We start from the raw sequence: 21,138 nt of genomic DNA on the forward strand, positions 1-21,138 counted from the left end.
TCCTCCGTGGGCCTCAGCCGCAGATCACCGGTGTGGCGCGCCCCGGATCGAGGGCGTTGGTCACCAGGTGCAGCGCCGTCGGCGAGAAGGCGATCGCCACGTGCTCGGCCAGGGAGACCGGGCAACGGTCTTGCAGAACCACGTTGTTCACGTTCGGCCCGGTCAGGAACTGGCTCCGGTACGGCGTGACGACCTCGTCGTACACGGTCGCGATCACGGTGTAGCGGACACCCGGCACGGTGTCCGGCTTCGAGGCCATGGTCCGGTTGAAGTCCGAGCCCACCACCTGGTCCCGGCACGCGGCGCAGACGGTGTAGATCAGCTCGGCGACCCGGGGGAGGTACGGGGCCAGGTTGGCGATCCCGGAGAGCGTCGTCCCGTGGTTGGAGGGCGCCAGCCCGATCACCTTGTCGACCTTCGCCGCGCCCCCGAGGAACTTCAGGTAGTAGTTCGGCAGCATGCCGCCCTGCGAGTGGCCCACGACGTCGACCTTCGCCGCGCCGGTGGCACCGCGCACCAGGTCGACGAAGCGGCCGAGCTGGGCCGCCGACTCCGCGACCGGGCCGAGTCCGCCGATCGGCAGCAGCAGCCCGCTGCCGGACGAGGTGACGCCGGGGATCGTCCCGTAGTCGAGGGCGAAGACGCAGTACCCCTTGCTCTTCAGCAGGGGCGAGAGTGCGAGCCAGTTCTCGTACCGGTTCGCGAAGGTGCCGTGCACCAGGACGACCGGGTTCGGGTGCGCCGCGCCCGGCCGGCAGTTCCAGTCGTTGGCACCGGGCGGCGAGGCCACCGGGTCGCCGTCCGGCGGGAGTTCACCGGCCGGGGTGAGGTCGGCGGAGGCGACGGCGGCGGGCGCGGTGGGGGTCGCGTCCGCCGCCCGAGCCGCCCCGGCCGTCCCGCCGGCGAGCAGCACGCCCGCCAGCAGGGCCGAGCCGAGTGGACCGAGGATCCTGCGGTGTACCGGTCTTGCGGCGAAGCGGAGAAGTGGGGTTCTCAACTGTTGCCTCCACGGCGGAAGTTTGTTACCAACAGGTAACCCGAGTGGCTCCATCATGCGGTCGCCCCTCCGACCTGGCCCTTGGGTGTCCCCCAGACCTGGACGGTGATCCCTGTGACCGGTCACAATTCACCCGCCCGCACCACCGATTGGCGGATCCCCGTGATCGGCGGCGTCCCCGCCGACCAGCGCCTGCTCGGCGCCGTTCCGGAGTTGGTCGAGACCGTCGTCGCCGCGCTGCTCGACCGGGTGCCGGCCTACCGCCGACTGCCCCGCGAGCAGGTCACCGGCGAACTGGTCCAGGTCACCGAGCGCCGGATCCGCGCACTCGCCCAGGCCGTCCGGACCGGACTTCCCGCCCCCGCAACGGAGTTCGCCGCCGTCCGGGAGGCCGCGGCGCGGCGGGCCGAGGAGGGGGTACCGCTCGACGCCGTCCTGCTCGCCCACCACCTCGGCCTGGAGGTCTGCTGGGAACTGGCCGCCCGGCACGCCCGCGACGGCGACGCGGCCGACCTGCTGGTCCTCAACCGGCTGCTGCTCGACCAGCTCCGCCGGGCCACCGCCGCGGCCGGCGCGGGTTACCTGGACGAGCGGCGCACCGGCCCCGACGAACGGCAGACCGCCCGGCACGCCCTGCTCACCGCACTGCTGGACGGCGCGCCCGCCGTGGAGGCCGCGAGACGCGCCGGCCTCCGCCTCCCGTCCGCGTACGCCGTGCTCTGCCTCGCCGTCGCCGACCATCCGGACGAGCGGTCTCCCGACGTCGACCGGGCCGTGGCCGGCCACCGCAAACTGCGCCGGCTGCGCACCGAACTCGACCACGCCACCCGGCAGTCGGCACTGTCGGCGCTCTCCGTCACCGGCGGGGTGGTCCTGGTCCCGTTGGAGCAAGCGCCGAACGCCGTACCGGAGGCCGTCTGGCAGCGGCTCGCCGACACGGTGGACCGCACCGCGCGCGCGGCGGGCGTCACCGTCCGGGCCGGCGGGTCGGCCGCCGGGCCTGACGGGGTGCCGGCGGCGGCGGCACTCGCCGACGAGGTGCTCCAGGTGGCCCGGGCCGTCGGCCGACCGCCCGGGCTGCACCGGCTGGACGACCTCCTGCTGGAGTACCAGCTCTGCCGGCCCAGCCACGCCCGCGGCCGACTCGCCGCGCTGCTCGCACCGCTGGAGGACGGCGGGGAACTGCTCGCCACCCTGCGCGTCCACCTGTCCGGCGGCCTGAACCGCCGTCACACCGCACAGGTGCTCCATCTGCACCCGAACACCGTCGACTACCGGCTGCGCAGGATCGCCGTCCTCACCGGCCTGGACCCGGCCCGGCCCGCCCACCTGCCGCGCATCACCGCCGCCATCGCCGCCCGCGACGCGGAACGCGACACCGGCCACCGCGCCGTTCCGGCCGGCCCACCGGGCCGCGGCGACCTCCCGAGCGTCCCGGACCCCAAGGACCCCAAGGACCACCCCCAGGACCACCAGGGCCGCCAGGCCCCTCCGGGCCTCCTTCGTCGCTCGGATCACTCAGGCCGCTCGGAGCCCGCCCAGGAACCGACCTGACACGGCTCCCGGCCGCCGCCGCCTTCCCCCACCCCCGGTCTCAGCCCTCCGACTCACCGGGCAGCCGCAGGTCCCACCCCGCCAGCGCCCGCAGCTGCGCGGCGGTCACGTCGTCGGGCAGCGGTCGGGGAGGCTCGCTGCGGAACGGCGGTTCCCACCCCTCCGCCTCCGTCCAGCGGCGGACGACCTTCGCCGGGGCACCCGCCACCACCGTGTGGTCCGGCACCTCACCCCGCACCACCGAGCCGGCCGCGACGACGACGTTGCGGCCCAACCGGGCACCGGGGAGGATCACCGCGCCGGTGCCGATCCAGCTGCCCGAACCGATCTCGACCGGCTCGTTGCGCGGCCACTGCTTGCCGATCGGCAGGTCGGTGGACCGGTACTCGTGCGCCTGGTCGGATATGTAGACGCCCGGACCGGTCCAGACGTCGTCGCCGAGCACGATCGACTCGTGGCCGACGATGTGGCTGTCCCGGCCGATCACGCAGCCGCCGCCGATCCGGACGATCGGCTCGGGTCCGAGGTCGAGCCCCGGCAGGAAGCCGGCGCTGATCGTGACCCGCTCACCGATGATCGAGAACGGGCCGATGGTGATCCACTGCTCGTTGAACACGGCCCCGAGCGGGAACGTCAGCTTGGTCCCGGCGCCCAGCTCGCCGAACCGGTACGGCCCGGGGCTCTCGGTGGACACCGCGCCGGCCCGCTGGACCCACTGCCAGCCCCGGTGGACGGCGCGGCCCGCGGCTCGCCGGCCGACGGCCCGGGCCGCGGTGTACAGGGAACGCGTGATCGGCATGCGCTCACGTTACCGGTCCGTACGACGCCCCCGGCGTCGAGGCGGCCAAGGTCACACGGCCACCGCAGGACGGCCGCGAGGGTGCACCCGTGCGGCCCGGTCGCGGCCCCCGGCACCCACCGGCACCCGCCGGAAGCCGCCGACGGACCGCCCAATCCGGCCGACCGTCCCGGCGGCCGTGTCCGAAAGCCGCCAGTACTGCGAGACTCCCCGACCATGGAGATCACCGAACACCTCGAAGCGCTGCACCGCGAGGGCACCCTGCTCGCGGACGCCGCCGCCGGCACCGACCTCTCCGCGCCCGTCCCCACCTGTCCGGACTGGCGGCTGCGCGATCTGCTGCTGCACACCGGCCAGGTGCACCGCTGGGCGACGGCGACCGTCCGCGACGGGCACCGGAGCCGGATGGACGCCGACGGCGAACGCGCCGCCTGGGGCCCGGAGCCGGACGACGCCGAGCTGGTCGACTGGTTCCGGGCCGGCCACTCCGCCCTGGTGACGACGCTCGCCGCCGCCCCGGCCGACCTGGACTGCTGGACCGTCCTGCCGACGACCGGCCCGCTGGCCTTCTGGGCCCGCCGCCAGGCGCACGAGACCGCCGTGCACCGCTTCGACGCGGACGCCGCGGCCGGGACCGAGGGCCCGGCGGTCGGCCCGGCCCTCGCGCGGGACGGGATCGACGAGCTGCTGCGCGGGTTCATGACGCTCAGCCGCGGTCGGGTGCGGAGCGACCGGCCCAGGACGGTACTGGTCCGTGCGACCGACGGCGACGGGGGCGAAGGGCCGGGCTCCTGGCTGCTGACCGTCAGCCGGGAACCGCTGACCGTCGAACTCGCCGACGACGCCCCGGCCGCCGACCTGACGCTCACCGGCCCGGCCCGTGACCTCTACCTGCTGCTCTGGAACCGGCTGCCCGCCGATGCCGGGCGCGTGGCCCGTTCCGGGGACCGGTCGCTGCTCGACCTCTGGCGCGAGACCGCCGTCATCGGCTGAGGCCGGCGGGCCCGGGACCGGTCGCCGGTCCCGGGCCCGCCACACGACGCCGCACGCCGCACGGCAACGTCAACGTCAACGGGCCCAGGGTGCCGGTCGCTTCTCCAGGAACGCGCGCATCCCCTGCTGTGCCTCGTCCGAGCCGAACAACCGCGCCGACAGCTCGACCAGTTCGTCGGCGTCCCGCTCGAAGGACCGCACCACCTCGGCGTTGGCCAGCCGCTTGGACTGGGCGAGCCCCTGCGGCGAACCGAGCCGCAGGGCGTCCAGCAGCCCCTTCAGCGCGAGGGCGACGGCCTCTCCGGAGTCGGCCGCCTGCGTGATCAGCCCGATCCGGGCCGCCTCGGCGGCGTCGAAGACCTCGCCGGTCAGGTAGTAGCGGGAGGCCGCGCGCGGGTCCAGCTTGGGGCGCAGCGGCAGCGAGATGACGGCGGGGGCCAGGCCGAGCCGGACCTCCGTGAACGCGAAGGTGGCGGCCGGACCGGCCACCGCCAGGTCGGCCGAGCCGACCAGCCCGAGGCCGCCGGCCCGGACGTGACCGTCGATGACGGCGATGACCGGCTTGGCACAGTCCACGATCGCCCGCTGGAGGTCGACCAGACCGCGTGGCCCGACGGTCGGGTCGGACCCCGTCGCCTCGGAGAGGTCCGCACCGGCGCAGAACACCTTGCCGGCGTGGGTCAGCACGACCGCGCGCACCTGCGGGTCGGCCGCCGCGGCGGCGAGGCCGGCGGTGAGCTCGGCCATCAGCCGCGTGGAGAGCGCGTTGCGGTTGTGGGGCGAGTCGAGGGTGAGGGTGGTGACGGCGTCCTCGGTGGTGACGTGGACGAGAGGCACTTCGCGGGTCATCGGTGCGGTCCTGCTTTCCGGCTGAGGGTGGGTCGGAGGGGCGCCCGCCGTCCGGTGGGGCGGCGCCCGGACGACTCTGGCACGCCCACCCTCCGCTCGACCAGAGCCACCCGTGCCCGGCGCGGGAAATCCGGTGGCGGTCCGCCCGCCCTCCGCGGTGGAGTCGCGCCCGGGCGCCCGGGCCCGATCCGGAAAGGCACTGGTGCGGTGATCACCCGTCGGCCACGATGAGCCCATGACCACCGAACCCGGGCGGAAGACCGCCCACCTCACGCACATCGCCGAGCCTCCCGGCGTGGCCCCGGGCACCGGCTACACCCAGGTCGTCACCGGTATCGGCCGGCTGGTGGCCGTCTCCGGCCAGGTCGCCTTCGACGAGGAGCGGCGGCTGGTCGGCACCGGCGACCCGAAGGCGCAGGCGCGGCAGATCTTCGAGAACATCCGCCGCTGCCTGGCCGCCGCCGGGGCGGACTTCTCCGACCTCGTCAAGCTCACCTACTTCCTCACCGACATCGGGCACCTGCCCGCCGTCCGCGAGGCCCGGGACGAGTTCTTCGGTGACATCCCGCTCCCCACCAGCTCGGCGATGCAGGTCTCGGCGCTGTTCCTGCCCGAGGTGCTGATCGAGATCGAGGCACTCGCGGTGGTGCCGGAGTAGTTCCCGGCACGGCCGCCGCATCCGGCGCCGGAGAGACCTCCGGCACCGGATGCGGCGGCGCTGCGCGGGCGGTACGGCGCGGGGGCGCACGCGCCGCACGCGCCGGCTCGGGTCACCGCGCCCGGCCGCCGCCCGAGGCCCACCGGACGGCGGGCCCCATGGCCAGGCCCGCGGCGGCGAGCAGTGCGCCGAGGGCGGCCCAGCCTGCCAGGCCGTACCCGATGACGACGGTCGAGACCACCGCCGGTCCGATCATCAGCGCGGCAGAGTTCCCCGCGTTGTAGACACCCTGGTAGGCACCGTGCGCCCGCTCGCCGGCCAGGTCGTAGCTGAGCGCCCAACTGCCGGCCTGGCTCAGCACCTCGCCGATCGCCTGGAGCGCCACGCCCACCAGCAGCACCACGGTGGCGATCGGGGCCGGCGCGCCGTGGGCGAGTGCGAGCACCAGGCACGAGGCGGCCAGGATCAGCCCGGCCCGGCCGCAGACCCGGGCGGCGGCAGCCGGGTCCTCGGTGCCCCTGGTGGCCCGCACCTGGAAGGCGATCACCAGCACGGTGTTGACGATCAGGGTGCCGGCCACGGTGATCCGCGGCGCGTCGGTCTGCTGGACGATCCAGAGCGGCACGCCCACCTCCAGCATCGCGAACTGCAGGCCGAGCACCGAGCTGAGTGCGGTCACCACCAGGAACGGTCCGTCCCGCAGTGCCGGGTTCCGGCTGCGCGTCCGCGCCCCCTCCGGCGTCCGGAGCCCCTCCTCCGCCGGCCGCTCGCGCCCCGCGCCGCCCGGCCCGGGCACGGCCAGCCGCAGGAACAGCACCGACACCACCAGGTAGGTGGCGGCGTCGGCCAGGATCGCCGTCAGATAGGCGGGCCGCGAGTCCAGGTGGAGGGCGACGGCGCCCACGCCGGTGCCGAGGCAGAGGCCGACGTTGGTCACCACCCGCAGGTAGGCGCGGCCCGCGACCCGCTTGTCGGCGGGCAGCACCTGGGCGTACAGGGCATTGCGGACGGCCGATCCGCCCCGGTCGGCGGCGGCCACCAGGCAGGCCAGGGCGACGAACGCCGGATAGCCGTCCACCAGCGTGTAGCCGGCGGTGCCCAGACCGGTGAGCGCGACCAGCACCACCAGGATCCGCTTCGCCCCCCAGCGGTCGGCGGCCCGCCCGGCGGGGACGCTCGCGACGACCCCGCAGAGCCCGGCGGCGGTGAGCGCGAGACCGAGCTGGGCGGCGCTCAGGCCGAGGACACCGGTGAAGAACAGCACGCCGACGGAGAGCGAGAGCCCGCTGCCGACGGTGTTGAGCAGGGTGATCCCGGCGAGCCGCCGGACCATCGGGTCGGGGTGCAGCAGCCGGGCGGCCCGGGACGGCCGGGGCCCGGGCTTCGCGGGCGGCCCCGGCGGTCCCGGCGGACCGCCGGTCGTGCCGGTCGTGCCGCTTCGGCCGATCCCCCCGGTCCCGCCGGTCCCGCCGCTCGCGCCGATTCCGTCGCTTTCGCCGTCCTGGCCGTTTCCGGGCAGGCCGGAGGTGGGTGCGGCGGTCGCCGCCGGTGAGGTGGTCATGCCCACGATCACACCCCGAGACGGCCCGTCCGCAGTACTGATTTAGGCTGGGCCTAAAAGCAGCCGGGGAGGGGGCCGCGTGCACCGGTTCAAGCTCGGCCTGGCCGACCTGGCCACCACCTGGTTCGCCTGCTCGCCGATCCAGGAGGCGTCGCTCAGCCTGCGGATGTGGACCCATCCCGGCGTCTACGCCTTCCAGTCGCCCGCCTTCGAGCGCCTCCGGCCCGCCTTCGAGCGGCTGGACTCCACGCTGCTGCTCTCCCTGGTCTCGCCCAACCGCTGGGTCCCGGACTTCCTGACCCCGCGCCCGGTCACCCCCTCGCCCGACTTCCGCACCGAGCTGGCCACCGTCCGGGCACTGCCGCCCGAACAGCTGCGCCCTGAGCTGGAACTGACCTTCCAGCTGGACCGCCGGCCGATGCCCGCCGTCCTGGCGGACGGACTGGCCGATCCGGCCCGGCTGCTGGCCCGGATCACCGACGCGCTGGAGGAGTACTGGGAGTGCTGCCTGGCGCCGGGCTGGTGGCCGCAGGCCCGCGCCGTGCTGGAGGCCGACCTGGTCTACCGGGCACGGGTGCTGGCCCAGCAGGGGGCCGCGGCGCTGTTCGCCGACCTGGACCGGCGGCTGCACTGGGCGGACGGCCTGCTGTCGATCAACCGGCACTGGTCGGACGGGGACGGCGAGATCACCGTGGACGGGCGCGGCCTGGTCCTGGTGCCGACGTTCTTCGCCCGGGGCGCGATCACGATGATCAGCAACGACCGTGCACCGCAGATCAGTTACCCGGCACGCGGCCAGGCCGGCATGGCCGACCCCCTACCGCCGGCCACTCCGCGCGCGCTGGAACAGCTGCTCGGCGCGCCGAAGTCGCGCCTGCTGACGCTGCTCGCGGAGCCGGCCACCACCACCGATCTCGCCTACCGGCTCGGCGTGACCGCGGGCGCGGTCAGCCAGCACCTGGCCGTGCTGCACGCGACCGGCCTGGTGACCCGGGCCCGGCACGGCCGATCAGTGCTGTACGCCCGCAGCCCGCTCGGCGACGAGCTGGCCGGCGACCCGCGCCGCCGTCCCTAGTCCCGCGCGAGGCGCGGGCGGACCCCGCCCGGGGCGCGTTCGAACCGTGCGCCGGCCCCGTCCCGACCTGGCCCGTCAACTCCCCACTGGTACAGACCTGTTGACGCATTGGTCCAGTCCTCCTACAGTTCCCATGCCCCGTCTCCCCACAAACGCGGGCATCGATCGGCCACGCACCACCCCAGCGCCACGGTCCGATCCGGCACCACCCCGCCCCACCAGGCACCACCCGCACCATCCGTACGGTTCTACGTCACCCTGTCCAACCCCCACAGTCACAGGGAGAACCATGTCCGCTCGACCCCGGGCACACCGCCCGCGCGTGCGCCACAGACTGCTGGCGCTGCTGTCCGTCCTGCTCCTCCCGCTGGCCGCGATCACCGCGCTGGCCACACCGGCCAACGCCGCCGGGAAGCTCACCGCCACCTTCACCACCGAGAACAACGGGTCCTGGTGGAAGGGCACCTACATCGTCCGCAACGACAACGCCGCCGCCGTCTCCGGCTGGACCCTGGAGTTCGACCTGCCGGCCGGCGTGACCATCCAGAACAGCTACAACGGCACCGCGACGGCCAACGGCCGCCACATCACCGCCACCAACGCGTTCTACAACGCCAACGTGCCCGCCCGCGGCACCACCGAGCCGTACAGCTTCTGGTTCGTCGCCAACGGGCCGGTCGGCACACCGACCGGCTGCCGGATCAACGGCGACAAGTGCGACGGCAGTTCGGACGTCCTGCCGTCCGCGCCCGGCACCCCGGTGGTCACCGACTCGACCGCGCGCAGCCTCGCCCTGAAGTGGCCGGCCGCCACCGGCGGGGACTTCCAGGTCGCCTCCTACGAGGTGCTGAGCGGGGCGACCGTGCTCGCCACCAGCGCCACCGCCGACGCACTGGTCACCGGACTGACCCCGGCCACCAGTTACACCCTGACCGTCCGGGCCAAGGACACCCGTGGCAACACCGGCCCGCTCAGCGCGCCCGTCACCGCCACCACCTTCGACCCGGCCACCGACCCGACCCCGCCCACCGCTCCGACCAACCTCCGCACCACCGCGGTGGGTTCGAGCGAGGTGACGCTCGCCTGGAACGCCGCCACCGACAACCTCCGGGTCGCCGCGTACGACGTCTACCAGGGCGCCACCCTGGTCCGCACGGTGACCGGCTCCACGCTGACCGCCACCGTCAGCAGCCTCTCGCCGTCGACGAACTACACCTTCACGGTGAAGGCCCGGGACGGCGCGGACAACGCCTCGCCGGCCTCGGCCCCGCTCTCCGTCACCACCTCCGACCTGGTGGGCGCCGGCAAGTACGCCCGCGTCGGCTACTTCACCCAGTGGGGCATCTACGGCCGCCAGTACTTCGTCAAGAACCTCGACACCTCGGGCAGCGCGGCCAAGCTCGACGTCATCAACTACGCCTTCGAGAACATCGATCCGGTCAACCTGACCTGCATGGCCGGTGTCACCAGGGGCACCACCGCCAACCCGCAGGACCCTGACCAGGGCACCGGCGCGGGCGACGCCGACGCCGACTACGGCCGCCCGATGAGCGCCGCCCAGTCGGTGGACGGCGTGGCCGACGACGGCTGGGGCAAGCTGCGCGGCAACTTCAACCAGCTGAAGAAGCTGAAGGCCAAGTACCCCCACCTGAAGATCGTCGTCTCGCTGGGCGGCTGGACCTACTCCAAGTACTTCTCGGACGCGGCGGCGACGGACGCCTCGCGGCAGAAGTTCGTCAAGTCCTGCGTCGACGTGTGGATCAAGGGCAACCTGCCGCTCTACAACGGCGCCGGCGGTGACGGCGTCGCGGCGGGCATCTTCGACGGCATCGACCTCGACTGGGAGTGGCCCGGCTCGCCCGACGGCCACGCCGGCAACCACTACAACGCCAACGACAAGGGCAACCTGACCCTGCTGCTCGCCGAGTTCCGCAAGCAGCTCGACGCGCTCGGCGGCTCGCACAAGCTGCTGACCGCCTTCACCCCGGCGGACCCGGTCAAGATCGACCAGGGCTGGGACCTCTCGAAGATCTTCAACTACCTGGACATCGCCAACGTCCAGGGCTACGACTTCCACGGCGCCGGCAGCGACAACTCGTGGGAGCCCAACCGGACCGGCCACCAGGGCAACCTCTACCCGGACGCCCAGGACCCGTACCCGAACCACTTCAGCGTGGACGCGGCGCTGAAGCCCTACCTGGACGCCGGCGTCAACCCGCGCAAGCTCACCATCGGCCTCGCCTTCTACGGCCGCGGCTGGCAGGGCGTCGCCGACGGCGGCGTCAAGGGTGAATGGCAGAGCGCGACCGGCGCAGCCCCCGGCCAGTTCGCCGAGGAGGCCGGGACCCGCGGGTACAACAACCTCATCACCACCTTCCCCAACCTGTCCGTCTACCACGACGAACAGTCCGTCTCGACCTACGGGTACACGGGTGCGGGCGGGCAGTGGTGGACCTTCGACGACACCTGGTCGATCGCCAAGAAGACGGCCTACCTGAAATCGAAGGGGCTGCTCGGCGCGATGATCTGGGAAATGACCGGTGACACTCCGGGCGGCACCCTCATCACGGCGATCGACAACGGGCTCAAGTAGCACCACGGCACGGCCGACGCTCCGCCGGGGAACCCCTCCCCGGCGGAGCGTCACCGCCGGTCCTCAGCGCGAGGCCAGTGCCGCCAGTCGCCGGGCCGCCCGGTAGTCCCGGAGCACCTGGGCGAACGTGGTGTGCCCCTGCGTGGTCCGGGCGAAGGCCCGCCAGGCCGGGTCGACCAGGCAGACCGCCGCGTGGAACAGGTACGGCCGGTGCTCGAACGCGTTCAGCATCTGCTTCCCCGCCCGCATCTCCACGCCCAGGCCCGCCTTGATCGCGAACGCGTAGTTCAGCGCCTCGCGCCGCACCTCGCCCGCGTTGCCCGCCTCGGCCACCTTCACCGCCCACTCCCCGGCCAGCCGGCCCGAACGCAGCGCGTACGAGATGCCCTCGCGGGTCCACGGCTCCAGCAGCCCGGCCGCGTCACCGGCCACCAGGACCCGGCCGCGCGAGAGCGGCGAGTCCTCGGCCCGGCAGCGGGTCAGGTGGCCGGACTCCACGCTCGGCGGGAAGCCCGCCAGCCCCAGCCGGCGGATGTAGGCGGCGAGGTACTGCTTGGTCCGCTCGCCGTCACCGCGTGCCGAGATCACCCCGACGGTCAGGCTGCCCGACTCGGTCTTCGGGAACACCCAGCCGTAGCTTCCCGGCAGCGGGCCCCAGTCGAGGTGGATCCGGCCCGCCCAGTCGGCCGCGACCTCCGGCGGGACGGGGATCTCCGCCTCCAGCCCGAGGTCGATCTGGTCGAAGGAGACACCCACGTGCCGGCCGATCCGGCTCGCGCTGCCGTCCGCCCCGACCACGGCGCGGGCCTCGAAGGTGCGCCCGTCGGCGGCGGTGACCAGCGCCGTCCGGTGCTCGCCGCCGCGCTGCTCCACCCCGGTGACGGTCACTCCGGTGACCAGCACGGCGCCCGCCTGCTTGGCCGCCTGGACCAGGCGCAGGTCGAACTCGTCCCGGTTGACGAGCCCGAACAGCATCCGCTTCGAACGCCGGGTGCGGGCGAACCGGCCGCGGTACGCGAAGGTGACGGCGTGCACCCGGTCCTGGAGCGGGAGCTCGAAGTCCGGCGGGAGGCTGTCCCGGGAGGGGCCGATGATGCCCCCGCCGCAGGTCTTGTACCGGGGGTGCTCGGCCTTGTCGAGCAACAGCACCCGCCGGCCCTGGGCGGCGGCGGCGTACGCGGCCGAGGAGCCGGCCGGCCCGGCACCGACGACGACGACGTCCCAGACGCCGTCCAGCCGGCCGGGCCCGTCGGCCTCGGCGCCGACCACGGCGTCGGCCTCGCCCTCGACCACGGCCTCGAACGCGGCCTCGGCCGGGGCGTCGGCGTCGAGCGGGCCTCGCTCGGCCTGCGGGCCACTGGTGTCGTGCGGGCTACTGGCATTGTGCGGGCTACGAGAATCAGGGCTTCCGGAGTCAGTCACGGACAGCAATCCTAGTGCGGCCGACCTCCCCGGTGTCGGCCGCACCGCCCCGAACGCGCGGCCGAATCCCCCACCGCACCGCTCGACGCCGCCCGTGCCGCCCCGTGCCCGCCGGACCCCGTCCCCGGCCGGTGCCGTGCCCGGTGCCGCCGCCGGCCGCCCCCGGACGGGCGACCGTTCGTGTCCGCCTATGATCGGCGCTACCCCCCGTCAACGACGTTCGCCCGCACCATCCCTCGGACGGACCAGCCCTACCCGGAGCATCACGATGCCGCAGCAGCAGCGCCTGGCCGACGCCGTCCGGTCCCTGATGGACCGCGCCCGGACCGACCTCGCCGACCTGGTCGCCTTCCCGTCCGTCGCCGACCCCCGTCAGTTCCCTGTCGAGGAGTGCGACAAGGCCGCCCACTGGGTCGCCGAGGCGTTCGCGGCCGAGGGCCTGACCGGCGTCCGGCTGCTGGACACCCCCGACGGGACCCGGTCCGTCTACGCCGAGCTTCCCGGCCCGGCCGGCGCGCCGACCGTCCTGCTCTACTCGCACTACGACGTCCAGCCGCCGCTCGACGAGGACGCCTGGATCAGCCCGGCGTTCGAGCTGACCGAGCGTGACGGCCGCTGGTACGGACGCGGCGCGGCCGACTGCAAGGGCAACATCCTGATGCACCTGACGGCCCTTCGGGCGCTGCGCCAGGTGGACGGCGGGTACCCCGTCGGGCTGAAGATCATCGTCGAGGGCTCGGAGGAGCAGGGCACCGGCGGTCTGGAGCGCTACGCCGAGGCGCACCCCGAACTGCTCGCCGCCGATGTCGTCGTCATCGGCGACACCGGCAACTTCGCCGCCGGACTGCCCACCGTCACCGCCTCGCTGCGCGGCATGACCGTGGTGGACGTCTCCGTCCGCACCCTGGCCGGCAACCTGCACTCCGGCGCGTTCGGCGGCGCCGCCCCGGACGCGCTGCAGGCCCTGGTCAAGGTGCTCGCCTCGCTGCACGACGAGCACGGCGACGTGGCGGTCGCCGGCCTGACCGGCGGCCAGACCTGGCACGGCGTGCAGTACCCGGACGAGCAGTTCCGCGCGGACGCCAAGGTGCTGGACGGCGTCGCGCTCACCGGTACCGGCACCGTCGCCGACCGGCTCTGGGCCCGCCCGGCGGTCACCGTCCTCGGCATCGACGCCCCGCCGGTGATCGGCGCCACCTCCTCCGTCCAGGCCTCCGCCAAGGCGTCCGTCAGCCTGCGCGTCCCGCCGGGCACCGACACGGCCGCCGCCCAGGAGGCGCTGGTCGCCCACCTGGAGGCCCAGGTGCCGTTCGGCGCCCGGGTCACCGTCGAGCGCCAGGGCAACGGCGCGCCGTTCAGCGCCGACACCTCCGGCCCGGCGTACGAGGCGATGGGCGAGGCGATGGCCGAGGCCTTCGGGACCCCGATGGTCACCTCCGGCGAGGGCGGCTCGATCCCGCTCTGCAACACCCTGCGCACGCTCTACCCGGAGGCGGAGATCGTGCTGATCGGCGTCGAGGAGCCCACCACCCAGATCCACGCGGTCAACGAGAGCGTCGACCCGCTGGAGCTGGAGCGGATGGCGCTCACCGAGGCGCTCTTCCTGCGCCGCTACGCCGAGCTGCGATCCGTCTGACGAGGAGCCACCGCCGGGCAGCCCCCGGGTCACCACCGGTGCACTACCGGGCCGCGCCGTCCACCACGACGGCGCGGCCCGTCCGTCCCACGCCGGACGAACACCTCGGGTGCCGCCGTGCACGCCGGGCCCGCGCGCCCCTGCCCCGGCTCACACGCCGCCCCGGCACTACCCGCGCGCCGTCCGGACCCCGGCCACCGCGGCCCGGACCAGCGCGTACCCCACCGCACCGACCGCCAGCCCGGCGCCCGCCCCGAAGCACACCTCCGGGATCACCCGACGCCGCAGCGGCACGAGCCGGTGCACCACCCCGGCCGCCGTCGCCGCGCCGAGCCCCACGACGGCGGAGCGCCGGACCCGGTCCGTCAGCACGACCGCCGGCGCGACCGGCTCCGCCGCCCGGGCCGCACGCACCGCGTACCCCGCCACCGCTGCCAGCGCCGGGACCGACGTGCCGTACTGCAGCACCGTGTACAGAGGCGGCCCACCGGCGACCGGCCGCTCCAGTGCCGGCACCAGCCGGGCACCGAGCCGGCCCCCGTGGGTGAAGGCGTCCCACCCCACGTGACTGGCCGCGCCGAGCGCCGCCGAGGCCGCGAACCAGGCGGCGTCCGACCCGCTCACGACCCGGGGTTCCCGGTCCGCCCGCCGACTCCGGCGGACCGTCAGCGCCTCGGCCGGGCCCGCCCACCGCTCCGGGAGCAGCCCGACGATCGGCCCGCGCAGCAGCCCGTGCCAGCCGGCCACCAGCACGGCCGCGACCGCGACGTCCACGGTCGGTACCGCCCACCAGCGGTGGGTCAGCCGGCCGTGCCGGTACACCCCCGGCAGCAGCGACTCGGCGAAGAACGGCACGTCCGGCGCCAGCGACCCGGCGACCAGGGCCGACGCGACCAGCGGCCCGCGCTCCCCCGCCGCCCGCAGCAGGGGCAGCACGGCGGCCGGGTGACTCAGTGTGAAGGGCATGCCCCCATCCTGCCGCCGCCCGACCGCCGTCGTGCCGTCATCGGCACACGCCGCACCGGCCGCGCCCGCCCCACGCACCGAGACCGCCCCGCCTTCCACGCCGCGGCCCAACCGCTCGGCCGCCTGCGGTGGACGGCCGACCGACGACGGACGGCCTACGCCGCGTCGGCCGTCCTGGCCAGCCCCACCCCGGCCCGGCGCCCGGCCTCCAGGTACCGCAGCTCCCCGCACCGCCTGGCGTCCAGCGCGGCGGCCAGCCGCCGGTAGCGCCCCGGCGGCAGCAGCCCGGCGGCCTCCTCCAGGCTGACGAACCGCCAGCCGCGCAGTTCCTCCTGCTGGAGCAGCAGCCCCTGCCGGCCGGCGGCGTCCAGCAGCCCGCCGTCGTAGACCAGGCGCAGCCCGCCCCGGCGCGGCCCGGTCCGCGGCTCCCAGTCGACGGCCAGCAGCCGCAGCACCGACGGGTCGAGCCGCAGGCCGAGCTCCTCGGCCGTCTCCCGGAGGGCGGCGTCGGTCGGCGCCTCGCCGCGTTCGACCACTCCGCCGGGAAACTCCCAGTCCGGCTTGTACACCGGATCGACCAGCAGTACCCGGTCCTGTTCGTCGAAGAGCAGGACCGCGGCCGCGACGGTGTCCCCGGTGGGGTCGGGACTCTGGACGATCGGGCAGCGGGCGGACCCGTCCCGGACCAGCTGGGCGAGCCGGACGGCGGTCTCGCGCGGGGTGAGGCCCGCGGTGTCGACGAGCCGCGCGTCCCGGCCGAGCCAGCGGCGGGCGGCGCGGTAGCGGGGCAGATGGTCCAGGCACCACTGCCGGATCCGCGCGCTGCGCTCCGGATCGTCCGGGCACTCCTCACGCTGCGCTATGCGTTCGCGCAGGATCGTTTCTTCAGGATCGAGAACGAGATGGTGCACCGTGATGCCGTTCGAGGCCAGCGAACCGAAGATCTCGTCCCGGTAGTCCTCCCGGAGCAACGTCATCGGGACCACCAGCGGCCCGCCCACCTCGCCGAGCAGTGCGGCGGCCGTCTCGGGCACCAGCCGGCGCCAGGCCGGCAGGTCCTGGAAGTCGGACACCGCCGCCATCCGGTCGGCCGGCAGCATCGCGCGCAGCCCGAACCCGATCAGCTCGGGATCGAACAGCGTGCTGCCGGGCAGCAGTTCCACCAACTCGCGGCAGGCACTCGACTTGCCCGCCCCGAACGTGCCATTGACCCAGACGATCACAAACGTCCCCTGCCCCTCGACCTCCCCCGGCGCCGTTCGCACCGGGCGGCGCCCCCGTCAGCCGAACCAGCGCCACCCGAGGTGGTACCCCCGCCGCGCCGGTCCCCATGCCTCCCCGACCGCCCTGCTCGCGGCCGCCGGCCGCACCGGATGACAGAGGCATGTGCCCAGGCCAGCGGCCTGGCCGCGACGCCCGTACAACCCGCGACACGCCGGAGTGCGCACCCCGGACCACCGGCGTCCGACATCCTTCCACGCGCCCCCTCCGCACCCCGTGCGCCCTGCCACAGACGCACGGGAAAGCCGCACCGGTTCCCCGCCCGTCGGTTGCCTCCCGCCGCCCGACCGCATAGAGATGAACGGTGACCGCACCCACCGCACCCGGCCGCGTCGTGGCCGTCGGTTCCGTCAACGTCGACCGGATCCTCCGCTGCCCCGCCCTGCCCGCGCCCGGCGAGACCGTCCTGGTGACCGACTCGGCCCAGGGCTTCGGGGGCAAGGGCGCCAACCAGGCCGTGGCCGCCGCCGCCATGGGCGCACCCACCCATCTGGTCGCCAAGGTCGGTGCGGACGCCGACGGCCGCGCCGCCCTGGCCGACCTGCGCGGGGCGGGCGTCGACATCGGCGCCGTGCTCGTCGACACGGACGCCCCCACCGGACAGGCCGTCGTCATGGTCGACCCGTCCGGCGAGAACAGCATCCTGGTGGTCCCCGGTGCCAACGCCCGGCTCACCGGCGCCGAGGTGACCGAGGCGCTCGCCTCGCTCGCCCTCACCCCGGCCGACGTCGTCCTCACCAGCGGCGAGGTCCCCGAGGAGTGCATCCTGGCCACCGCGGCCGTCCTTCGCGACGGCGGCCCCCGCTGGATCCACAACGCCGCCCCGGTCGGCAAGCTCCGCGACCGGCCGGGCCCTGCCGGTCGGGGAGCGCTGATCGTCGCCAACGCCGTCGAGGCCGCTCAGCTCGCGGGCGCCCGCGACCCGGGCCGGCCCCACGACGAAACCCACGACGAAACCCACGACGAGGTCCTCGGCGAGACCCACGGCGAGACCCGTGGGAAGGCCGCCGACGCGGCCCCGGCCGCCACCGCCCTGGCCGCCCTCGGCGAGGGCGCCGTGATCACCCTCGGCGCGGCCGGCGCACTGGTCGCCACCGACGGCGCGGTCCACCACGTCCCCGCCCCCGAGGCCACCGTCGTCGACACCACCGGCGCCGGCGACGTCTTCTGCGGCGCCCTGGCGGCGCGGCTCGCCGACGGCGCGTCCCTCCCGGCGGCAGCCGGCACCGCCGCCGCGGCCGGTGCCTTCGCCGTCACCGCCCCGGGCGCGCGCGGAGCCCTCCCCCGGCCGGCCGATCTCGGTCTCGCCCCCGGCCCCGGGCGCCCCTGACCTGCCCGGACTCCGCCGCCGGGCACCACCCCGGCACCCCCGCAGCCCCCCTCGGCGGCACCGCCCGCACCGCCGCCCACGACGACGCCCGGACCGTCCGGCCCGGGCGTCGTCCGTCCGCGGGACCGGCTCAGGGCCGGCCCATGTGGGTCGGGTAGTAGCCGCTGCTGATCCGGGAGACACGGATCAGGGTGCCGGGTCGCGCAGCCTCCACGTACTGGTTGTTGCCCAGGTAGATCGCCACGTGGTGGATGCCCCGCGCGGTGCCGTCGTCCGACCAGAAGAGCAGGTCGCCGCGCTGCAGCTGGCTCGCCTTCACCGGGGTGGTGGCCGCGTACTGGTCGTTGGCGACGCGCGGCAGTTCGACGCCCCCGCGCCGGAAGGACTGCTGGACGAGGCCCGAGCAGTCGTAGCCGTCCGGCCCGTTCCCCGCCGTCTTGAACGGCTTGCCGAGCTGGGCGAGCGCGAACGACACGGCCGTCTCGACGTCACCGTCGGCCGCCGGCACCGCGGAATCGGCGGAGGACTGGGTCGAGGACGACGCGCCGGAGGCCGAGGTCGCCGCGTCCGACGACCCTCCGGTCCGCGCCAGGTAGACGTCGTAGTGGGTCGTCCAGCGCCACTGGCCCTGGCTGTTCTTGAACCAGTACCGCGACCCGTCCCACCCCTGGGTGATCCCCCCGGACGTGGTCGCCGTCGTCGCGGACGGGGAGGCGGTGGCGGTGGCGGTTCCGGCCGACGCCCCCGTCCGCGCCAGGTACACGTCGTAGTGGGTCGTCCAGCGCCACTGGCCCTGGCTGTTCTTGAACCAGTACCGCGACCCGTCCCACCCCGCGTGGGCGGGCGCCGGCTCGGCGGCGGCGCTGCCCACCCCGGTACCGAGGCCGAGCACGCCCGTACCCGCCACGATCACGGCCACCATGCCTATCCCCCGGCGGACCCGCGCCGCACGGGAGGGGCGGAAGGTGCGGGCACCCTCCGCCGGCTGGGAGGCGGTGGCGGCGGCGTGCTGCCCGGTCGGCTCGTCGGCGGCACCCTGTGCGCCGGTGTTGACGGTCGTCATCCTGCTGTCTTCCTTTGCTGAGCACTGAACGCGGAACGCGGAACGCGGATCGCGGAACGCTGGACGAAGGCCGGAACGGATCCGCGGCCGACATGCCGCGGCTTCCGGCCGTGCGGCCGGAAGCTGCGGCGTGGAGCCCGGGGATTCAGTTCTGCCTGCGTGTCACGTTAGGCACGCGTCCGCTCACAGCGCGCAGTGGAGTGCGCCAAAGGAAGGGCTCACGGAAGGTGAGCGGGCGTCACCCGGCACCCGACGGGTGACCGCCCGTCACCCGTGTGCCGAGTCCGCGAGCAACTGCTTCTTCAGCACCTTTCCCATGGCGTTCCTGGGCAGTTCGGGCACCAGGACCACCCGTCGGGGCCGCTTGTGCACCGAGAGCCGCTCCGCCACAAAGGCCGTCAGCTGTTCCCCCGTCACGGGACCGGCCGGGATGACGTACGCGACGACCGCCTGGCCGAGGTCCTCGTCCGGCGCGCCGACCACGGCCGCGTCCGCCACCGCCGGGTGGTCGCGCAGGGCCGCCTCGACCTCGCCCGCGCCGATCCGGTACCCGCCGCTCTTGATCAGGTCGACGGAGGCGCGGCCGACGATCCGGTGGAAGCCGTCCGGGCCGATCACCGCGACGTCCCCGGTGCGGAACCAGCCGTCCGCCGTCCAGGCCTCGGCGTCGGCGTCCGGCCGGTTGAGGTACCCGCCGAACAGGGTCGGCCCGGCGACCTGCAGCTCGCCGACGCTCTCGCCGTCGTGCGCGACCGGGCCGCCGTCCTCGCCGACCAGCCTGGTCCGCACACCGGCCAGCGGCAGGCCGACGCTGCCGGGGCGGCGCTCGCCGTCGGCCCTCGTCGAGACGGTGATGAGCGACTCGGTCATCCCGTAGCGCTCGATCGGGGCGTGGCCGGTCAGCGCCGCCAGCCGTTCGAACACCGGGACGGGCAGCGGGGCGCTGCCGGAGACCAGCAGGCGGGCCCGGGCCAGCTGCCCGGCCGCCTCCTCGTCGGCGGCCAGCCGGGACCAGACCGTCGGCACACCGAAGTAGAGGCTCCCCCCGGCGGCCGCGTAGGCGGCGGGGGTGGGCCGCCCGGTGTGCACCAGCCGGCTGCCGCTGCGCAGTGCGCCGAGCACGCCCAGCACCAGGCCGTGCACGTGGAAGAGCGGCAGACCGTGCACCAGGGTGTCCTCGGCGGTCCACTGCCAGGCCTCGGCGAGGGCGTCGAGGTCGGCGGCGACGGCGGACCGGTGGATCACCGCGCCCTTGGGCGCACCCGTGGTGCCGGAGGTGTAGAGCACGAAGGCGGTCGCCCCCGGGCCGGGCTCGGCGTACGTGGTGGCCGAGCGCTCGGCCAGGTCGACGGGCAGCGCCGTGACCGGCGGTCCGGCGGCCGGGCCGTCCTCCCGGGGATCGTCCCCGGCGGCGTGCGCGAGCAGGACCGCACCGGAGTCGCGCAGGATGTGGGCGCGTTCCTTGGGCCCGGAGTCGGGCGGCAGCGGGACGACCGGCACGCCGGCGAGCAGCCCGCCGACCACGGCGGCCACGGTCTCGGCGGTGGGCCGGGCGAGGACCGCGAGCGCGGGGGCGCCGGCCACCCGGTCGGCGACGGCGGTGGCCGCGCCGAGCAGTTGTTCCCGGGAGAGTGTCCGCCCGTCGATCCGCAGCGCGTCGCCCGAGTCCCCGAAGCCGCCCTGAAGTGCCGTCAAGAGTGTCATGTGTCCGCCTTCGCCCCTGTTCGCGATCGGCCGCCCCGCCGCCGGCGGTCGCCGGCGCTCGTGCCGCCGACTCTACGGGCCCGTCGCCGCTCCCCCGGTCCGGGGACCACGTGCCGTGCGGGAAGTCCCGGACAACGCGCAGGGGCGCGTCCGGGAGGTCCCGGACGCGCCCCTGCGGCGACGGCTCAGCCCTTGCGGGACTGCACCTCGGCGGTGAGCTGCGGCAGCACCGCGAAGAGGTCGCCGACCACGCCGTAGTCGACCAGCTCGAAGATCGGGGCCTCGGGGTCCTTGTTGACGGCCACGATGGTCTTCGAGGTCTGCATGCCGGCCCGGTGCTGGATGGCGCCGGAGATGCCCGCCGCGATGTACAGCTGGGGCGAGACCTGCTTGCCGGTCTGGCCGACCTGGTTGCTGTGCGGGTACCAGCCGGCGTCGACGGCGGCGCGCGAGGCACCGACGGCCGCGCCCAGCGCGTCCGCCAGCTCCTCGACGACGCCGAAGCCCTCGGCGGCACCGACGCCGCGGCCGCCGGAGACGACGATGGCGGCCTCGGTCAGCTCGGGGCGGCCGGTGGAGACGCGCGGGGTGCGCGAGACGACCTTGGCGGCGTTGCCGGTGAACGCGACGGTGACGTCCTCGACGGTGCCCGCGGCC

The 21,138-nt window shown here is 74.9% G+C and carries 17 protein-coding genes; 7 read left to right on the top strand and 10 right to left on the bottom strand.

Annotation, left to right across the window (positions count from 1 at the left end; genetic code table 11):
* Positions 1 to 13: 13 nt before the first annotated feature.
* Positions 14 to 997 carry an esterase/lipase family protein gene (locus PUR56_RS15160; protein ID WP_443034504.1) on the bottom strand — a complete coding sequence of 328 codons (984 nt, stop codon included), beginning with the start codon at positions 995 to 997 and terminating at the stop codon, positions 14 to 16.
* A 114-nt stretch (positions 998 to 1,111) separates the two neighbouring features.
* Here PUR56_RS15160 and PUR56_RS15165 point away from each other — a divergent pair, with 114 nt between their 5' ends.
* On the top strand, positions 1,112 to 2,551 hold the full coding sequence (locus PUR56_RS15165) for a PucR family transcriptional regulator (protein ID WP_329949298.1): 1,440 nt from the start codon (positions 1,112 to 1,114) through the stop codon (positions 2,549 to 2,551).
* Positions 2,552 to 2,591: 40 nt separating this feature from the next.
* Here PUR56_RS15165 and PUR56_RS15170 read toward each other — a convergent pair whose 3' ends face one another.
* A complete protein-coding gene (locus PUR56_RS15170) occupies positions 2,592 to 3,350 on the bottom strand; it encodes an acyltransferase (protein ID WP_329885268.1) in 759 nt (252 codons plus the stop codon).
* Between the two features lie 216 nt (positions 3,351 to 3,566).
* Between PUR56_RS15170 and PUR56_RS15175 the strand changes: the two genes are divergently transcribed.
* Positions 3,567 to 4,343, top strand: a complete 777-nt coding sequence (locus tag PUR56_RS15175) for a maleylpyruvate isomerase family mycothiol-dependent enzyme (protein WP_329949299.1) — start codon at positions 3,567 to 3,569, stop codon at positions 4,341 to 4,343.
* A gap of 75 nt (positions 4,344 to 4,418) precedes the next feature.
* Here PUR56_RS15175 and PUR56_RS15180 read toward each other — a convergent pair whose 3' ends face one another.
* The gene (locus PUR56_RS15180) at positions 4,419 to 5,192 is read right to left on the bottom strand and encodes an enoyl-CoA hydratase family protein (protein WP_329949300.1); all 774 of its coding nucleotides are present in this window, start codon (positions 5,190 to 5,192) and stop codon (positions 4,419 to 4,421) included.
* A gap of 235 nt (positions 5,193 to 5,427) precedes the next feature.
* Between PUR56_RS15180 and PUR56_RS15185 the strand changes: the two genes are divergently transcribed.
* A complete protein-coding gene (locus PUR56_RS15185; RefSeq protein WP_329949301.1) occupies positions 5,428 to 5,850 on the top strand; it encodes a RidA family protein in 423 nt (140 codons plus the stop codon).
* A 112-nt stretch (positions 5,851 to 5,962) separates the two neighbouring features.
* Here the strand turns inward: PUR56_RS15185 and PUR56_RS15190 are convergent, their stop codons facing one another.
* A complete protein-coding gene (locus PUR56_RS15190) occupies positions 5,963 to 7,411 on the bottom strand; it encodes an MFS transporter (RefSeq protein WP_329949302.1) in 1,449 nt (482 codons plus the stop codon).
* A gap of 79 nt (positions 7,412 to 7,490) precedes the next feature.
* On the opposite strand from PUR56_RS15190, the gene PUR56_RS15195 reads away from it, so the two are divergent.
* Both PUR56_RS15195 and PUR56_RS15200 read left to right on the top strand, forming a co-directional pair.
* On the top strand, positions 7,491 to 8,486 hold the full coding sequence (locus PUR56_RS15195; RefSeq protein ID WP_329949303.1) for an ArsR/SmtB family transcription factor: 996 nt from the start codon (positions 7,491 to 7,493) through the stop codon (positions 8,484 to 8,486).
* 289 nt (positions 8,487 to 8,775) lie between these two features.
* Positions 8,776 to 11,079, top strand: a complete 2,304-nt coding sequence (locus tag PUR56_RS15200; RefSeq protein ID WP_329885273.1) for a glycosyl hydrolase family 18 protein — start codon at positions 8,776 to 8,778, stop codon at positions 11,077 to 11,079.
* 63 nt (positions 11,080 to 11,142) lie between these two features.
* Here PUR56_RS15200 and PUR56_RS15205 read toward each other — a convergent pair whose 3' ends face one another.
* Complete coding sequence (locus PUR56_RS15205) at positions 11,143 to 12,348, bottom strand: geranylgeranyl reductase family protein (protein ID WP_329885288.1); 1,206 nt, start codon at positions 12,346 to 12,348, stop codon at positions 11,143 to 11,145.
* Between the two features lie 421 nt (positions 12,349 to 12,769).
* Between PUR56_RS15205 and PUR56_RS15210 the strand changes: the two genes are divergently transcribed.
* On the top strand, positions 12,770 to 14,137 hold the full coding sequence (locus tag PUR56_RS15210; RefSeq protein WP_329949304.1) for a dipeptidase: 1,368 nt from the start codon (positions 12,770 to 12,772) through the stop codon (positions 14,135 to 14,137).
* A gap of 168 nt (positions 14,138 to 14,305) precedes the next feature.
* On the opposite strand, the gene PUR56_RS15215 is transcribed toward PUR56_RS15210, so the two are convergent.
* Together PUR56_RS15215 and PUR56_RS15220 are read right to left on the bottom strand one after the other, a co-directional pair.
* Positions 14,306 to 15,103 carry a DUF4184 family protein gene (locus tag PUR56_RS15215; protein WP_329949305.1) on the bottom strand — a complete coding sequence of 266 codons (798 nt, stop codon included), beginning with the start codon at positions 15,101 to 15,103 and terminating at the stop codon, positions 14,306 to 14,308.
* Between the two features lie 155 nt (positions 15,104 to 15,258).
* Positions 15,259 to 16,326, bottom strand: a complete 1,068-nt coding sequence (locus PUR56_RS15220) for an NUDIX hydrolase (protein ID WP_329949306.1) — start codon at positions 16,324 to 16,326, stop codon at positions 15,259 to 15,261.
* 362 nt (positions 16,327 to 16,688) lie between these two features.
* Between PUR56_RS15220 and PUR56_RS15225 the strand changes: the two genes are divergently transcribed.
* Positions 16,689 to 17,714 carry a PfkB family carbohydrate kinase gene (locus tag PUR56_RS15225; RefSeq protein WP_329949307.1) on the top strand — a complete coding sequence of 342 codons (1,026 nt, stop codon included), beginning with the start codon at positions 16,689 to 16,691 and terminating at the stop codon, positions 17,712 to 17,714.
* A gap of 130 nt (positions 17,715 to 17,844) precedes the next feature.
* Here the strand turns inward: PUR56_RS15225 and PUR56_RS15230 are convergent, their stop codons facing one another.
* From PUR56_RS15230 to PUR56_RS15240, 3 genes are all read right to left on the bottom strand, one after another.
* Positions 17,845 to 18,777: a C40 family peptidase gene (locus PUR56_RS15230; RefSeq protein WP_329949308.1), complete on the bottom strand. Its 933-nt coding sequence runs from the start codon at positions 18,775 to 18,777 to the stop codon at positions 17,845 to 17,847.
* A gap of 267 nt (positions 18,778 to 19,044) precedes the next feature.
* Complete coding sequence (locus PUR56_RS15235; RefSeq protein WP_329949309.1) at positions 19,045 to 20,481, bottom strand: acyl-CoA synthetase; 1,437 nt, start codon at positions 20,479 to 20,481, stop codon at positions 19,045 to 19,047.
* Positions 20,482 to 20,666: 185 nt separating this feature from the next.
* On the bottom strand, positions 20,667 to 21,138 hold a 472-nt coding region (locus PUR56_RS15240), incomplete at its 5' end, for an electron transfer flavoprotein subunit alpha/FixB family protein (protein ID WP_329949310.1).

Origin of the sequence: Streptomyces sp. BE303 (assembly GCF_036290945.1) — a bacterium.
In the GTDB taxonomy this organism is placed as follows: Bacteria; Actinomycetota; Actinomycetes; order Streptomycetales; family Streptomycetaceae; genus Kitasatospora.

Coding starts and splice junctions, on each gene's coding strand:
- PUR56_RS15170 (WP_329885268.1), bottom strand. CDS start 3,350: ATGCCGATCACGCGTTCCCTGTACACCGCGGCCCGGGCCGTCGGCCGG.
- PUR56_RS15175 (WP_329949299.1), top strand. CDS start 3,567: ATGGAGATCACCGAACACCTCGAAGCGCTGCACCGCGAGGGCACCCTG.
- PUR56_RS15180 (WP_329949300.1), bottom strand. CDS start 5,192: ATGACCCGCGAAGTGCCTCTCGTCCACGTCACCACCGAGGACGCCGTC.
- PUR56_RS15185 (WP_329949301.1), top strand. CDS start 5,428: ATGACCACCGAACCCGGGCGGAAGACCGCCCACCTCACGCACATCGCC.
- PUR56_RS15190 (WP_329949302.1), bottom strand. CDS start 7,411: ATGACCACCTCACCGGCGGCGACCGCCGCACCCACCTCCGGCCTGCCC.
- PUR56_RS15200 (WP_329885273.1), top strand. CDS start 8,776: ATGTCCGCTCGACCCCGGGCACACCGCCCGCGCGTGCGCCACAGACTG.
- PUR56_RS15210 (WP_329949304.1), top strand. CDS start 12,770: ATGCCGCAGCAGCAGCGCCTGGCCGACGCCGTCCGGTCCCTGATGGAC.
- PUR56_RS15215 (WP_329949305.1), bottom strand. CDS start 15,103: ATGCCCTTCACACTGAGTCACCCGGCCGCCGTGCTGCCCCTGCTGCGG.
- PUR56_RS15230 (WP_329949308.1), bottom strand. CDS start 18,777: ATGACGACCGTCAACACCGGCGCACAGGGTGCCGCCGACGAGCCGACC.
- PUR56_RS15235 (WP_329949309.1), bottom strand. CDS start 20,481: ATGACACTCTTGACGGCACTTCAGGGCGGCTTCGGGGACTCGGGCGAC.